We start from the raw sequence: 16,416 nt of genomic DNA on the forward strand, positions 1-16,416 counted from the left end.
TAACCTCTTATTTTTTTACTAACGTTTCCCCCGCGCGTAATTTCTCTGCGATTTCATCGATTTTACGCAAACGATGATTAATACCCGACTTACTAATCTTCCCCCCGGATACCATCTCACCTAACTCTTTCAATGTTACATCTTGATAATCTCTTCGTAATTGTGCAATCTCTTGTAATTTATCTGGCAAAATATCAAGACCAACTGTCTCATCAATATAACGAATATTTTCAATCTGTCTTAGTGCTGCACCAATTGTTTTATTTAAATTAGCTGTTTCGCAGTTCACTAAACGATTTACAGAATTACGCATATCACGTACGATTCGAATATCTTCAAATCTTAAAAGTGCATTATGAGCACCTATAATATTTAAAAACTCTGTAATTTTTTCTGCTTCTTTCAAATACGTAATGTACCCTTTTCTTCTTTCCAACGTCTTACTATTTAAATCAAATCCGTTCATCAGTTCACATATAGCATCATTATGTTCCTTATATAACGAAAAGATTTCTAAATGATAAGATGATGTTTCTGGGTTATTTACTGAACCACCTGCTAAAAATGCGCCACGTAAGTACGATCGTTTACAACATTTCTTCTCAATCAATTCTTGTGATATATTTCGAATAAATGAAAAGTCATCTCGAACGATATGAAGATCAGCTAATATTTCGCGAGACTTCTCAACAAGCCGCACAATATATACATTATTTTTCTTCAAGCGCATTTTTTTACGGACAAGCAATTCTACCGTCACGTCATATCCTTTTTTCAAAAGCGTATAAATCCTTCTTGCAATTGCCGCATTTTCCGTTTGAATATCGATAGATAGACGACGGTTTGAAAAAGAAAGCGACCCGTTCATTCGAAGTAACGCTGATAATTCTGCTTTCTCACAGCATTCCTTCATCTCAAGATTCGTCAACTCTTTCTTTGTTTCTGATGCAAATGACACAGTCAACACCTCCTTATACGATTATTATGGAACAAAATTCTTGTCCTATATGAATGAGGAGCGCTACCTCAAACGAGGCAACGCATATTTATAACAATGAATATAAAATGGACGCTAACTTTAACGTATCATGCCTTACAACATGATCATCATACTTCGCTAATCCCTCTTGAATAACATCAATATTATTTTCAACAAAACGTTCTTCATCCACTACAACTGGTGTAGACATTTCTTCCTCATATGACTTGCGTAATTCACAAGGAATCTCACGGTTATTTACAATTGCAGTATTGATAAATGGTTGCCCTAAATGATCGTGTAACGCCTGCACATGATCAAAAGCAGTATATCCCATCGTTTCACCCGCTTGTGTCATAACGTTACATACATATACCTTCTTCGCCTTTGCAGCAAGAACAGCGTCTCCAATTTTGTTAACAACTAAATTGGGCAATATACTCGTATACAAACTTCCAGGACCGAAAACAAGTAAATCAGCTCGTTTAATCTCAGCCAACGTTTCATGCAATGGCTCTACATCTTCTGGAGTTAAAAAGACACGATTAATCTTCTTTCCGTAATAAGGAATCTTTGATTCACCTGTTACAATTTCCCCATCTTCAAGTTCCGCATGAAGTACCGCACTTTGATTCGCTGCTGGTAATACACGTCCTCTGACATTTAATACTTTACTTGTTTCTGTAATTGCATGGAAAAAGTCTCCTGTAATCGAGGTCATACCTGCCAACAATAGATTTCCTAACGCATGACCTTTCAGTCCGTCTCCTGTTGTGAAACGGTGCTGAAATAAAGCTTCCACCAGTGGCTCTACATCCGATAACGCAACAAGTACGTTACGGATGTCACCTGGAGGTGGAATTTCTAGCTCATCACGTAATCTACCCGAACTGCCACCATCATCAGCAATTGTAACAACTGCTGTAATATCAACAGGATATTGCTTTAATCCCCTTAATAAAACAGAGAGTCCAGTTCCGCCTCCCATGATGACAATTTTAGGCTTTCTCTCTTTTTTCATCCCTTAATGGCCCTTTCTCTTCTCCACATCACGATGAGATACATGAACACTATACTCTGGTTTCAAATGTTTCCCAAGGTATTCTGTAAGCGTAACAGAACGATGCTGTCCACCTGTACATCCAATTGCAATTACAAGTTGACTTTTGCCTTCTCTTTTATAATGAGGCAGCATGAAAGTAATCAGATCCGTCAACTTCTCTAAAAACTTATGTGTCTCATTAAATTTCAGTACATACGAAGAAACTTCTTCATCTAGTCCTGTTAATGGCTTCATGTGTGGAATGTAATATGGATTTGGTAAAAAACGAACATCAAATACTAAATCTGCATCAATTGGAATACCGTACTTAAATCCAAATGACATAACATTTACACGAAATGCTTGCTCAGTTTCTGTTGAGAACAAGTGAACAATTTTTTCACGTAATTCTTTCGGTTTTAAATCCGATGTATCAAGCACAATATTCGCTCGTGCCTTCATATCTGTTAATAAATTACGCTCTGCTTCGATTCCCTTTAACGGCAAACCAGTTGGTGCAAGTGGATGCGAACGTCTCGTTTCTTTATAACGAGTTACAAGCGTACTATCTTTCGCATCTAAAAATAAAATATGAGGAATAATCCATGTACGTTCTGATAAATCATCAAGTGCTCCCCATAAATGTTCGAAAAACTCGCGGCCACGTAAATCAATACCAAGTGCCACTTTATTCATTTTCCCTTTTGAATCCGCCATAAGCTCAATAAACTTTGGCAATAACATCGGTGGTAAATTATCCACACAAAAATATCCTAAATCTTCAAAACTTTGTAAAGCTACTGTTTTTCCAGCTCCAGACATCCCTGTAATAATTACCATTTTTATATCATTATTCTCTGTCATTGTATCCTCTCCTTGACGGTTTAACTCGGATCTAATCGATATGAAAGCAACTCAAAATCTGGGGTATATACAAATGTACCGTAGATTATGCCATTTCCTTTAATTAAATAATCAATAATGTGATAATCTCCTGGCGCCATTGCTAAATCATCAATTTTATCAAATGTATGCCAACCAATGATGCCTTCTTCGCTCTCTAGTTTGTTTTCTCCTGCAAAATCTGTCGCTAAAAAGGAGAACATCATCCATTCAGAAACAACTTTATCACCTTCTTGGATGACAAAGGTGAAGACCCCCTTTAACGCTGGGTTTTTCAAATAAATACCTGTTTCTTCACGATACTCGCGAACAACGGAATCTCTTACAGTCTCACCACGCTCCATTTTCCCGCCTGGTGCAACCCACCAATTTCGGCGAGGTTTTTGGAGTAAGAGTACTTCATTATCTCTAATTAACACACAGTTTGTCACTCTTTGCATGTTTCTTCACCTCAGCTACTTGCAGTAAAATTTCTCACTGCATACTTCTTTCATTATACTATCAAAAACAGTTTGCTACAACGAAGGAGCAAGTCCTCTTTCGCTAAGCATATGCTACTCAGCAATTTTAAAAAAGCTTTCTATAACAAGCAATGTAAATGCTTATACTTTGAATGAATAGCATGAAAAATCCCCTTAACGATTTTTATCGCCAAGGGGATTAAAGCCCTTATTTCTTACCGAAATAAGTAACAATCGCAAATCCTAAAATAAAGGTAATGATTGAACTTATAATTGAAAATCCACCAGTCGGAATCCCAGGGAATACAATTACAATCGAACCGATTACAAGTCCAATAATTGCCGCAAATGTCATACTTTTATAACGATCTAATAAAAAACTAATGCCTTTACTACTTACAACAAATCCAACCATAACACCAGCACCGATAACCACGATTAAAGGTAAGTTAAGTGTAGTTAAAGCGTTAATTGCTGTTGGATACACACCAATAATTAATAAAATAAACGATCCACTAATTCCAGGAAGCAGCATGGCCATACTAGCCATCCATCCTGCGAAAAATAAACCAATTGCATTTAAAATTGTTAACGTCGTAATTGGATCTGCTGCCTTATCTGGTTTAAAGAAAGCTGTAATCGCAACAAGAATTGCTGCAACTATTAATAAAACGATATGCTTACCTTTAAACGACGACTTTGCATCAGCTTCCCTCATTAACATCGGTAATATACTAATAATTAAACCGAGGAAGAAAAATTGAGTCGGTTCATAATGATTTGCAAGTAAATATTTAATAACGTGACTTAACGTTAAAAATGCCGCTGCCACACCAGCTGCAAGTGGAATTAAAAATCCTAAATGTTTTTTCCATTCACGACTAAAGAATCCACTAATTGCCGCAAGCAATTGTTCATAAATCCCTAACACAACAGCGATTGTACCGCCGCTCACACCAGGAATTAAATCACTAACGCCCATACAAAATCCACGATATATATTACGCCATTCCATACTGAATAAATTCCTCATTTCTTATAGTGATTTTTTCCGTAAAGTCCAGTATATCAATAAGAAAGCTTATAATCCTTATATTTTTTGACAAAACTTTGACATTTTCACACAAAAAAAGAAGAAAGCTCCTGTCGGTAGCTTTCTTCTCACAAGGTATATTATCCCTTATTTTTCTGATACAGTTTTTAATTCCTCTAATAATTCTTCTACGTAATGTTGTGCACTTTGCGCTGCAATACTACCGTCACCTGTTGCAGTTACAATTTGACGAAGCATTTTTTCACGAACATCACCAGCTGCGAAAATACCAGGAATTTTCGTTTCCATACGCTCGTTCGTTTCAAGGTAACCATTTTCATTTGTAATACCTAGTTCAACAAATGGTTTTGATAAAGGTAACATACCGATGTATACGAATACGCCGTCAGTTTTGACTTCTTTCTCTTCTCCACTATTTACGTCCACAAGTGTTACACTTCCTACTTTACCACTTGCTTCGTTGATTTCTTTTATCGTGTGGTTCCAAATGAAATCTACTTTTTCGTTTTGGAAAGCACGGTCTTGTAAAATTTTCTGTGCACGAAGCGTGTCACGACGGTGAACGATCGTTACTTTTGATGCGAAGCGCGTTAAGAACACACCCTCTTCAACAGCAGAATCTCCGCCGCCAATTACGATAAGTTCTTTTCCTTTAAAGAATGCTCCGTCACATACTGCACAATATGATACACCGCGGCCGCCAAGTTCTGTTTCACCCGGTACACCAATTTTTTTATACTCTGCACCGCTTGCAACGATAATTGCACGTGCTTTATATTCTTTTTTACCAGCAATAATTGTTTTGTATTCCTTACCATCGATGACTTCTTTCACATCACCGTATGCATATTCAGCACCAAATTTCTTCGCATGCTCGAACATTTTATTTGATAAATCTGGTCCTAAAATAGACTCATAACCTGGGTAGTTTTCTACATCTTCCGTGTTTGCCATTTGGCCACCTGGAATACCACGCTCAAGCATTAATGTGCTTAAATTTGCACGAGATGTATATACTGCAGCTGTCATACCAGCTGGTCCTGCACCAATAATAACGACATCATAAATTTTTTCTTCTGACACACTATTCACTCCTATCCATTCCTACACAATTAAGTTACCCTCATTATACTGTTAGCATCATTTTTTTCCCAATGATTTGCTTATCTTATGTGTGCGTACGCTTAACAGCTTGCACATACTTTCGGACAGTCGCTACAGATACATTATATACATCTCCAAGCTCCGACTGTGTCATTTTATTTCCTTGTTCGCCGCGTACAATGTATTCAATCGCAGCTGACCAGCCGTACACATTTGTAAATATGTCTCCAGATGTATATAAACGTATGAACGTACAAAACCAAAAGTGTAAACACTCTTCAATTAATTCATCATCTTTTTTCGTATAATTGTATAATGCATCCGCGATTCTCGCGCACTGCTCAAATTGCTGTAAATCAGCTGGAATACTCTTATGACTATTAAGTAAAAAGAAGTACTTTGCAAGTTGTGATACGATGGGAACACCGTTCTTCGCTTGCGTTATATCAAAGAAGAATCCCACCTTCTCCGGCGTTGACAATTCATTCATTAAATATAAAGCTAGCATTTGTTCTTCTAGCGTCGCACTTTGCTGAAATGATTTTCGTAATTCTTCAAATAACACGTTTTGTCCTTCATCTGCTAAATTCAGCGCATTCCACGGTTCTTTTCCCTTTTTATCAGGATGCAATTCCACGACATATTGCCACATTTTTTCAGCTAGTTGCTGATCTTTCACCATATAAGCAGAATATGCAAACCAATAATAAAAACTAACGTCTCCCTCATATCCTTGACGCTTTAATAGTTTGAACCATTTATATGCATGCTCGAAATAACCAATTGTTGCAAGTGTAGTTCCCAGTTTCAAACGATGTTCAAATGAAATTGGATATACTGAAACTAGCTGTCCCGCTAATGCTTCTACTTGTTTATGCTCTCCAATTGAATATAGAAAAATAAGTGTATTACAAAGCGCATGTATATTACCAGGATTTTTCTCTAAAATCATTTCTGTTAACTTCAGCGCTTTGTCTACATTACCCGATTGAAAATGTGCAATGGCTAAATTATTATGACCTGACCAAAATTCCGGATAATCTTTCGTAACAATTTCTAATGTAGCAATTGCTTCTTCTAATTGTCCATTACGAATATAACGATTCGCTTCTTCCTGCATAACAATTAAATCATCTTCATCTTCAATCTCTTCCGCACCCATTGCTTCTTCTTCCATAATCTCTAGAAGTTCTAATGTATCTTCTACGAATTCCTTCTCTTTTGCAACTTCTAAATAGCGATCCGCATATTTCTTCGCCTGTTGAAATAACCCCATATATGCATAATTATTTGCAATAAAATAATAGCACTGTTCAAGTTCAGGATTAGATCTAACTAACTTTAAGAAGGTTTGATTCGACTCTTGATATTCACCAGCCTCAGATAATACTGTTGCTAATTGACATAAAATAAACGGCTCCTTCTCACTTTGTGCCGCTCTTCGAAAATATTTAATTGCATCTTGCAATTTTTGTCCTTTGTAAGCTCTCATCCCTTTTTTATAAAAGAAGTCCGCTAATTGATTAAAAGAGATAACTTGTCCGTTCTCCTTATATATCCTTTGATTTTTCCCCATATATCCTCCAGTTTTTTGTTTTCTTCGTTCACACATTCTTCTATCTATAAGTATAAACGATTCCGTAAAAAACAAAACAGTATATTATACTCAATTATTTCCTTTTTATTCATAAAAAAAGAGGAGAAATGTTACATTTTCACCATGAACCTTCTCTGGCGGTCATTTGCTCTTTCGTATAAATAATACGCATTGGATTTCCACCTACGAAAGCACCGCTCGGTACATCTCTATGAACAAGTGTGCCAGCTGAGACAGTCGCACCGTCTCCAATTTTCACACCTGGTAATATTGTTACATTCGCTCCAATCATCACTTCATTTCCAATGACGATTTCCCCAAGTCGATATTCACGAATTAAATATTCATGTGCTAAAAGCGTTGTGTTATAGCCAATAATCGAATTCTCTCCCACAGTTATCTTTTCTGGGAACATAATATCCGGCATTACCATAAGCGCAAATGATGTTTTCTTTCCTACTTTCATCCGTAAAAAAGTGCGGTACAACCAATTCTTCACAGATAAAAATGGCGTGTAACGTGCAATTTGGATAATAATAAAGTTTTTCATTACCTTCCAAAAAGACACTGTTTTATACACATTCCATAATGAATTTTCTCCTGAAACAGGATAGCGCGTTGTCCGTCGCACTTAGCTCGCTCCTCTACTAACTTACTTGGACCTTTATGAACGGTTCATATTAGACAAAATCGGTAGCAAATCACTCATTTTATCTAGCATAAAGTCCGGCTTGTAAGCCTCTAAATACGCTCTACCTTTCAACGTCCATGAAACCGCAGCTGTTTTCGTCCCCGTATTTTGACCACCGACAATATCATGATGATTATCCCCAACCATCAATGCTTCTTCTGGTTTTGCATCTAATAATTCAAGCGCTTTTTGAAGTGGCTCTGAATGTGGTTTCACATGCTCTACATCATCAATTGTCACGACAACATCAAAAAATTCATCAAGCTTTGACAACTGTAATCCCATCTCAACGGTTTGTCTCGCTTTCGTTGTAACAATACCAACTTTATAACCTTGCTTCTTCAACTCTCGAACTGTTTCATATACAGTTTCATATTCTTCTACTAATTCATCATGATGATCATGGTTAAATTCGCGATAACTTGTAATCATCTCTTCAACCTTACTTTCATCAATCTTACTGAAAGTATCATGCAAAGATGGACCGATAAATGGCAATACATCTTCACGCTTATATTGATTTGGATAATATGTATTTAAAGTATGTAAAAAAGAAGAAATAATAAGTTCGTTTGTATTAATTAAAGTTCCATCTAAATCAAATAAAACTGTATTTATTCTCATCGCCTTAGTCCTTTCGCCTTCCTGAATATGAAAGAAGCAGCATCTTATAATAAGATGCTACTTGTCTCTAATTTTCTAAATATCTTTTATCAGCTTGCCCCATTTTTCGTCTCACAATAATGAAAATAATAGAAATAACAACAAGTCCAATTGACATTACTTGTGCAATACGAAGTGGTCCTAGCATTAAACTATCTGTACGTAAGCCTTCTACGAAGAAGCGTCCTACTGAATACCAAATTAAATATGTGAAGAATAATTCCCCGCGACGTAAATTCACTTTTCTTAATGCAAGTAGTAAAATTACGCCTGCAAAATTCCATAATGATTCATATAAAAACGTCGGATGATAGTACACACCCTCAATATACATTTGATTAATAATAAAATCCGGTAAATGAAGACCTTCTAAAAACTGTCTCGTGACTTCATCACCATGCGCCTCTTGGTTCATAAAGTTTCCCCATCGGCCAATTGCTTGTCCTAGTAAAATACTTGGTGCAGCAATATCAGCCAACTTCCAGAAAGAAAGTCCGCGTCGTTTCGCAAAAAGAACACCTGTAATAACAGCCCCGATTAAACCACCATGAATCGCCAAACCACCTTGACGAATATTAATAATTTGACTCGGATTTTGTGCGTAATATTCCCATTCAAAAATAACATAGTACATTCTCGCAAAAAGAATAGCGATCGGTACTGCAATTAATACAAGGTCAACAAATGTATCTTTTGGAATACCTAGCCTTTCTCCCTCGCGAGTTGCCAGCCAAAGACCTAATAGCACACCTGTACCGATAATAATCCCGTACCAATACACAGGAAACGGCCCAAGTTGGATAGCTACACGGTCAAGCTGTGGTACAGAAGCTAACAGCATATGTATATGACCTCCCTCTCCAAAGTTTACTCCTGATTTCCTAACTCAATTGCACTCATTAATCGTTCAGAGAACTGCTGTGCTGCATTGACTCCCATACGTTTTAAACGGAAGTTCATCGCTGCTACTTCAATAATAACAGCCAAGTTTCGACCAGGACGAACTGGAAGTGTAATCTTCGTAAGCTCTGTATCAATAATTTTCATTTTCTCTTCATCAAGACCTAAGCGATCGTAATTTTTCTTTTGATCCCAAATTTCAAGATTAATAACAAGTGTAATACGCTTGTAATTTCGTACTGCCCCTGCACCGAATAACGTCATAACGTTAATAATACCTAGACCACGAATTTCTAATAAATGCTCGATTAAATCTGGTGAGCTTCCGACTAACATGTCTTCATCTTCTTGACGAATTTCTACACTATCATCCGCAACAAGACGGTGACCACGCTTTACAAGCTCAAGAGCTGTCTCACTTTTACCAACACCACTTTGACCTGTAATTAAAACACCAACACCGTAAATATCTACTAACACACCATGAACAGCAGTTGTTGGTGCTAACTTACCTTCTAAATAGTTTGTTAAACGACTTGATAATCTAGTTGTCGTTTGAGAAGAACGTAATAAAGGCATACCTGATTCACGTGATGCTTGTAATAACTCATCTGGTACATCTTGATTACGAGTTACAATAATACATGGCGTCTCCTCAGTACAAAGCGCTTTCATTCTCTCTTGTTTTTGCTCTGACGTTAACGTGTCAAAGAACGTAAGCTCCGTCTTTCCAAGAAGCTGCACACGATCTGCTGGATAATATGTAAAAAATCCTGCCATTTCAATTCCCGGTCGTGATAAATCACTTGTATCAATCGGACGATGAATGCCTTCTTCACCACTGATTAACTCCAATTGAAATTGTTCAATTAAATCTTTTGTCCTTACTTTCGGCATATGTATAAACCTCCACTCCGCTGCGGGTTCAGTCTCGTTTGATGTAAAATTCCATTCTATCGGATATTGTACCATTTTTTTCTGGAAACAAGAAATACGGTTTCTAATAAATAGAAAAAAACATTTCATACGAATAATGAAATGTTTTTCTTTTTGTCACTTTCTCTTTTTTTCATATAGAGGTTCAACAATTGCCTTTTCAATTATCATATTAAAAATTGAAATACAAATTGCCGCTACAATCGCTACACCAAATCCTGATATATTAAAAGCATCTCCTAATAATGAATCTGCTATTTTTAACGTAATCGCATTAATAACAATTAAGAAGAAGCCGAAAGTTACAACAGTAATTGGTAGCGTAATTAAAATTAAAAACGGCTTTACGAAAACATTTAAAACCGCCAATATAATACTCGCAATAATTGCAGTTTGTATATTTGCTACGTAAAATGCATCTGGTGCAATCCCTTTTAAAAGTCCCGATACAGCGATTAACACAACGCTATTTACAAGAAGTGATACAATCCATCTCATTTCGTCACACATCCTTTTAAACATATATATTTCATCATACGCTAATAGATAATAAACGCAAGTATGATACAAACACTTATATCAACTTATTCTATCTTTCATGCTTGTATACCTACTAACACTTCCTCGCAAAATAAGGACCACACCACCTATGTTCATGAGTTTTTACAAAGGTCCAAGTGAAATCTTTATCTACTATATAGATATCACCTTTATACGCATCGTCTGTCTCACACAATATATCATCCATATGTAACAAACTCACATCCTTTATTAACAGTACCTCATCACAGTGTTGATAGAAAATGTAGCAATCCTTTTTCACTTCATTATGAAACGCGTTTTCCGCTTCTTTACCCTCTAAACACTTCTTTTTCTCATAACTAAATATGTGCCATAGATAACCACATGCATACTTATCTCCATAAAGAAAAATATCTTCTTTTTCTTTATCACTTAAATGATTTGCAAAGTGATCCTCCCAGCGCTTTCGAAAATATACACCCCAACTTTGAAACTCTCTTACCTTCATATGTTTCTTCCTTAACACCTCTAAAAACTCCATCTTCTCCCCCTATACAATAAAAACCGAGCGTCATTTCCACTCGGTTTTCATCAATAAACTTATTGCGATAACTCTACTTCTTTTATTTTCTCTTTCATTCTTGCTTTATCACGATTTAAAATCTCTTTTAAATACTTACCTGTGTATGAGCGCTCTTCTTTCACTACTTGCTCTGGCGTTCCGGAAGCAACGATTTGTCCACCTTTATCTCCGCCCTCTGGTCCAAGGTCAACGATATAATCAGCTGTTTTTATCACATCTAAATTATGTTCAATTACAAGTACCGTCTCACCGCTCTCAACAAGACGTTGCAGCACTTCTAGAAGACGTGCAATATCATGCGCATGCAAACCAGTCGTTGGCTCATCTAAAATGTATAACGTACGACCTGTAGAACGACGGTGTAATTCAGAAGCTAATTTCACACGCTGTGCTTCCCCACCAGATAATGTTGTTGCTGGTTGACCTAATTTCATATAACCAAGCCCAACATCTACAAGCGTTTGAAGTTTACGCTTAATTTTAGGAATATTGGCGAAGAATTCTACTCCATCTTCAATTGTCATCCCTAACACTTCAGAAATATTCTTATCTTTATATTTCACTTCTAACGTTTCACGATTATATCGTTTACCGTGACAAACTTCACACGGAACATACACATCTGGTAGGAAATGCATTTCAATTTTAATAATTCCATCACCACGGCACGCTTCACAACGGCCACCTTTTACATTAAAGCTGAAACGTCCTTTTTGATATCCGCGCACTTTCGCTTCATTCGTTTGTGCAAACACATCACGAATATCATCGAATACACCTGTGTACGTCGCTGGATTAGAACGTGGTGTACGACCAATTGGTGATTGATCAATATCAATTACTTTATCTAAATGTTCAAGACCTTTAATCTCTTTATGAGTACCTGGCTTCGCTTTCGCTTTATATAACTTTTGAGCTAGCGATTTATATAGTACTTCATTAATCATCGTACTTTTACCAGAACCAGATACCCCTGTTACCGCTACAAACGTACCGAGTGGGAATGACATTTTCGCATTCTTTAAGTTATTCTCTTTTGCGCCGACAATCTCTACTTTACGTCCATCACCTTTACGTCTTTCAAGTGGAACTGGAATAAACTCTTTACCACTTAAATACTTCCCTGTTAATGAATTCTCATCTTGCATAACTTCAGCCGGCGTCCCCGCTGAAACGACCTGTCCACCGTGAATACCTGCACCAGGCCCTATATCAAGTAAATAGTCAGCAGCCATCATCGTATCTTCATCATGTTCAACAACGATTAACGTATTACCTAAATCGCGCATTTCTTGCAATGTACGAATAAGACGATCGTTATCACGCTGGTGTAAACCAATTGAAGGCTCATCAAGAATATAAAGTACGCCAGTTAGACGAGAACCAATTTGCGTCGCTAAACGAATACGCTGCGCCTCACCACCTGATAAAGTTCCTGCGGCACGACTTAACGTTAAATAATCTAAACCAACGTTCACTAAGAACCCAACGCGCTCCTGAATTTCTCTTAAAATTAAATGAGCTATTTTTTGTTGCTTCTCCGTTAGCTCTACATTCGAGAAGAATTCTTGTACTTCTTGAACTGAATACTTTGTTACATCAGCAATCGTTTTATTGCCAACAAATACAGCTAAACTCTCAGGCTTTAAGCGTCCACCTTTACACTTTGGACAAGCTTGTTCTGCCATATACTTTTCCATTTGCTCACGAATGTAATCAGAACTCGTTTCACGATAACGACGTTCAATGTTTGGAATAACACCTTCAAATAAAATCTCATTTTCCTTTACTTGACCAAATTCATTTACATAGCGGAAATAAACTTTCTCTTCCCCGCTTCCGTACAACACTTTATCAAATAAATCTTTCGGTATATCTTTTACAGGTATATCCATATCAACGCCGTAGTGATTACATACAGATTGTAAAAGTTGTGGATAGTATTGTGAACTTGTCGGTTCCCAAGGTGCAATCGCATGTTCATTTAATGATAAATCCCAGTTCGGGATAACAAGCTCTAAATCTACCTCTAGCTTTGAACCAAGTCCATCACAAGAAAGACATGCTCCGAACGGACTGTTGAATGAGAACATACGCGGCTCTAATTCTCCGATTGAAAAACCACAATGCGGACAAGCATGATGTTCACTAAACAGAAGTTCCTCTTCTCCCATTACATCAATTAACACTCGGCCTCCGCCAAGCTTTAATGCACTTTCAAGTGAATCAGCAAGGCGGCTTGCGATTCCTTCTTTTACAACAATACGGTCAATTACAACTTCAATGGAATGCTTCTTATTTTTATCTAACGTAATATCTTCAGATACATCAAGCATTTCACCGTCAACGCGAACACGAACATATCCTTGCTTCTTAATATCTTCAAGTACTTTTACATGCGCACCTTTACGCCCAGAAACGATAGGCGCTAACACTTGTAATTTCGTACGTTCAGGATATTCAAGAACACGGTCTACCATCTGCTCTACTGTTTGTGACGTAATTTCAATGCCATGATTCGGACAAATTGGCGTACCAATTCGTGCAAATAATAAACGTAAGTAATCATAGATCTCCGTTACCGTTCCGACAGTTGAACGTGGATTACGACTCGTCGTTTTTTGATCGATTGAAATTGCTGGTGACAATCCTTCAATCGTGTCCACATCTGGCTTATCCATTTGTCCTAAAAACTGGCGCGCATACGCAGATAATGATTCTACGTATCTGCGCTGCCCTTCTGCATAAATCGTATCAAATGCTAATGATGATTTCCCCGAACCAGACAATCCCGTTACAACGACAAGCTGATTTCTCGGAATGGTTACATCAATATTTTTTAAGTTATGTGCTCTAGCACCTTTTACAACGATAAAATCCTTGCTCTTACTCACTTTTTTCACCCTTCCGCTTTTAATTCTAATAGTAAATCTCTTAGTTCAGCTGCACGCTCGAAGTCTAACGCTTTTGCTGCTTCTTTCATCTCTGCTTCCATCTTCGCAATTGTCTTTTCGCGCTCTTTTTTCGTCATTTTCTTAGCAGGAGTTGCTTCGTATGTTTCTGTCTCTTCAGCAGCTGTCGTTGCACGGATAACATCACGAACGCCTTTTTGAATCGTTTTCGGCGTAATACCATGCTCTTCATTGTAAGCTTCTTGTATACTACGACGACGCTTCGTTTCTTCAATCGCAATTCCCATAGATTTCGTTATACGATCTGCATACATAATAACGCGGCCGTTTTCATTACGCGCGGCACGACCGATTGTTTGAATTAATGAACGTTCTGAACGCAAGAACCCTTCCTTATCAGCATCTAAAATAGCTACAAGTGATACTTCCGGAATATCTAATCCTTCTCGCAATAAGTTAATGCCGACAAGTACATCAAATTTACCGAGGCGAAGATCGCGGATAATTTCAATACGTTCTAACGTTTTAATTTCAGAGTGAAGATAGTTAACTTTAATTCCTACATCTTTTAAGTAATCCGTTAAATCCTCTGACATTTTCTTCGTTAAAGTCGTAATTAATACACGTTCATTTTTTGCAATACGATCTTGAATCTCTCCTAATAAATCGTCAATTTGCCCTTCAATTGGTCGTATATCAATTGGTGGATCTAAAAGCCCTGTTGGACGAATAATTTGTTCTATTACTTCTGGCGACTGCTCTAACTCATACGGTCCTGGCGTTGCTGAAACATAAATAACTTGATTCGTTTTCTCTTCAAACTCATCGAATGTGAGCGGTCTATTATCTAAAGCTGACGGCAGACGGAATCCATGATCCACAAGCACTTGCTTACGCGCTTGGTCCCCGTTATACATCGCTCTTACTTGCGGTACTGATACGTGCGATTCATCCATAACGATTAAGAAATCTTTCGGGAAATAGTCTAATAGCGTATACGGCGTTGCCCCCGCTGGACGAAGTGTTAAATGACGGGAGTAGTTTTCAATACCTGAACAAAATCCCATCTCGCGCATCATTTCTAAATCATAACGTGTACGCTGTTCTATACGCTGCGCTTCTAACAACTTGCCGTTATCATTTAATTCCTTTAAACGCTCTTCTAATTCTTTTTCGATATTTTCAATAGCGACCTTCATCTTTTCTTCACGTGTAACGAAGTGAGATGCTGGGAAGATTGCTACATGATCACGTTCTGCTAATACTTCACCTGTTAACGCATTTACTTCACGAATACGATCGATTTCATCACCGAAAAATTCGATTCGAATACAATGCTCATCAAGTGATGCCGGGAAGATTTCAACTACATCTCCTCGCACACGGAATGTACCACGCTTGAAATCAATATCATTACGTCCATACTGTACATCAACAAGTTCACGAAGCAATTGATTACGGTCTTTTTCCATACCAACTCGAAGCGAAACAACTAGCTCGCGGTATTCTTCTGGAGAACCTAAGCCATATATACACGAAACACTCGCAACAATAATTACATCGTCCCGTTCAAATAATGCAGACGTTGCCGAGTGACGCAATTTATCAATTTCATCATTAATCTGCGCATCTTTTTCAATAAACGTATCTGTTTGTGGTACATACGCTTCTGGCTGATAATAATCGTAGTAACTAACAAAATATTCAACTGCATTATTCGGGAAAAAGTCTTTCAACTCACTATATAACTGCCCTGCTAACGTTTTATTATGAGCCATAACAAGTGTTGGCTTTTGCACTTCTTTAATGACATTTGAAATCGTAAATGTCTTACCCGTTCCTGTTGCTCCAAGCAACACTTGCTTTTTCTTTCCACTATTAATTCCCTCTACAAGCTTCTCTATAGCTACCGGCTGATCACCTTGCGGGGAATACGCTGAGACAATTTCAAATTGACGTTCCAAGAAGATCCGACCTCCTCATAAAAATCTGTATTATTATTTTACCACGAATACCTATAAAAAACCTAAAAAAACGAACAGATATTCGGTAAAGTTTTCGACAATATA

At 37.4% G+C, this 16,416-nt stretch carries 15 protein-coding genes; all 15 read right to left on the bottom strand.

Annotated features, from left to right (window positions below; genetic code table 11):
• Positions 1–7: 7 nt before the first annotated feature.
• Positions 8–958, bottom strand: a complete 951-nt coding sequence (gene whiA / locus V7S45_RS25410; RefSeq protein ID WP_000006558.1) for a DNA-binding protein WhiA — start codon at positions 956–958, stop codon at positions 8–10.
• An 88-nt stretch (positions 959–1,046) separates the two neighbouring features.
• Entirely contained in the window at positions 1,047–2,000 is a 954-nt protein-coding gene (locus V7S45_RS25415; RefSeq protein ID WP_000712188.1) for a YvcK family protein, read from the bottom strand.
• 3 nt (positions 2,001–2,003) lie between these two features.
• On the bottom strand, positions 2,004–2,885 hold the full coding sequence (gene rapZ, locus V7S45_RS25420) for an RNase adapter RapZ (RefSeq protein WP_000138459.1): 882 nt from the start codon (positions 2,883–2,885) through the stop codon (positions 2,004–2,006).
• Positions 2,886–2,905: 20 nt separating this feature from the next.
• Positions 2,906–3,364: an 8-oxo-dGTP diphosphatase gene (locus tag V7S45_RS25425; RefSeq protein ID WP_001190080.1), complete on the bottom strand. Its 459-nt coding sequence runs from the start codon at positions 3,362–3,364 to the stop codon at positions 2,906–2,908.
• Between the two features lie 229 nt (positions 3,365–3,593).
• Positions 3,594–4,400 carry a DUF368 domain-containing protein gene (locus V7S45_RS25430; RefSeq protein WP_000455196.1) on the bottom strand — a complete coding sequence of 269 codons (807 nt, stop codon included), beginning with the start codon at positions 4,398–4,400 and terminating at the stop codon, positions 3,594–3,596.
• Positions 4,401–4,565: 165 nt separating this feature from the next.
• On the bottom strand, positions 4,566–5,522 hold the full coding sequence (gene trxB / locus V7S45_RS25435) for a thioredoxin-disulfide reductase (protein ID WP_001288078.1): 957 nt from the start codon (positions 5,520–5,522) through the stop codon (positions 4,566–4,568).
• Between the two features lie 85 nt (positions 5,523–5,607).
• Positions 5,608–7,119, bottom strand: a complete 1,512-nt coding sequence (locus V7S45_RS25440) for a tetratricopeptide repeat protein (RefSeq protein ID WP_000517741.1) — start codon at positions 7,117–7,119, stop codon at positions 5,608–5,610.
• 139 nt (positions 7,120–7,258) lie between these two features.
• The gene (locus V7S45_RS25445; protein ID WP_001255070.1) at positions 7,259–7,771 is read right to left on the bottom strand and encodes a DapH/DapD/GlmU-related protein; all 513 of its coding nucleotides are present in this window, start codon (positions 7,769–7,771) and stop codon (positions 7,259–7,261) included.
• A gap of 33 nt (positions 7,772–7,804) precedes the next feature.
• The gene (ppaX, locus tag V7S45_RS25450; protein ID WP_088344092.1) at positions 7,805–8,455 is read right to left on the bottom strand and encodes a pyrophosphatase PpaX; all 651 of its coding nucleotides are present in this window, start codon (positions 8,453–8,455) and stop codon (positions 7,805–7,807) included.
• Between the two features lie 67 nt (positions 8,456–8,522).
• On the bottom strand, positions 8,523–9,335 hold the full coding sequence (lgt, locus tag V7S45_RS25455) for a prolipoprotein diacylglyceryl transferase (protein ID WP_000922849.1): 813 nt from the start codon (positions 9,333–9,335) through the stop codon (positions 8,523–8,525).
• A 26-nt stretch (positions 9,336–9,361) separates the two neighbouring features.
• The gene (hprK, locus tag V7S45_RS25460; protein ID WP_001127250.1) at positions 9,362–10,291 is read right to left on the bottom strand and encodes an HPr(Ser) kinase/phosphatase; all 930 of its coding nucleotides are present in this window, start codon (positions 10,289–10,291) and stop codon (positions 9,362–9,364) included.
• Between the two features lie 156 nt (positions 10,292–10,447).
• Complete coding sequence (locus V7S45_RS25465) at positions 10,448–10,828, bottom strand: phage holin family protein (protein ID WP_001267308.1); 381 nt, start codon at positions 10,826–10,828, stop codon at positions 10,448–10,450.
• Between the two features lie 115 nt (positions 10,829–10,943).
• Entirely contained in the window at positions 10,944–11,393 is a 450-nt protein-coding gene (locus V7S45_RS25470; RefSeq protein ID WP_342761548.1) for a DUF4275 family protein, read from the bottom strand.
• A 59-nt stretch (positions 11,394–11,452) separates the two neighbouring features.
• Entirely contained in the window at positions 11,453–14,329 is a 2,877-nt protein-coding gene (gene uvrA / locus V7S45_RS25475) for an excinuclease ABC subunit UvrA (protein WP_342761549.1), read from the bottom strand.
• Positions 14,330–14,334: 5 nt separating this feature from the next.
• Positions 14,335–16,311: an excinuclease ABC subunit B gene (gene uvrB, locus V7S45_RS25480; protein ID WP_000441059.1), complete on the bottom strand. Its 1,977-nt coding sequence runs from the start codon at positions 16,309–16,311 to the stop codon at positions 14,335–14,337.
• Positions 16,312–16,416 lie beyond the last annotated feature (105 nt).

Source organism: Bacillus sp. BR3(2024), from assembly GCF_039134555.1.
GTDB classification, from domain to species: Bacteria; Bacillota; Bacilli; order Bacillales; family Bacillaceae_G; genus Bacillus_A; species Bacillus_A cereus.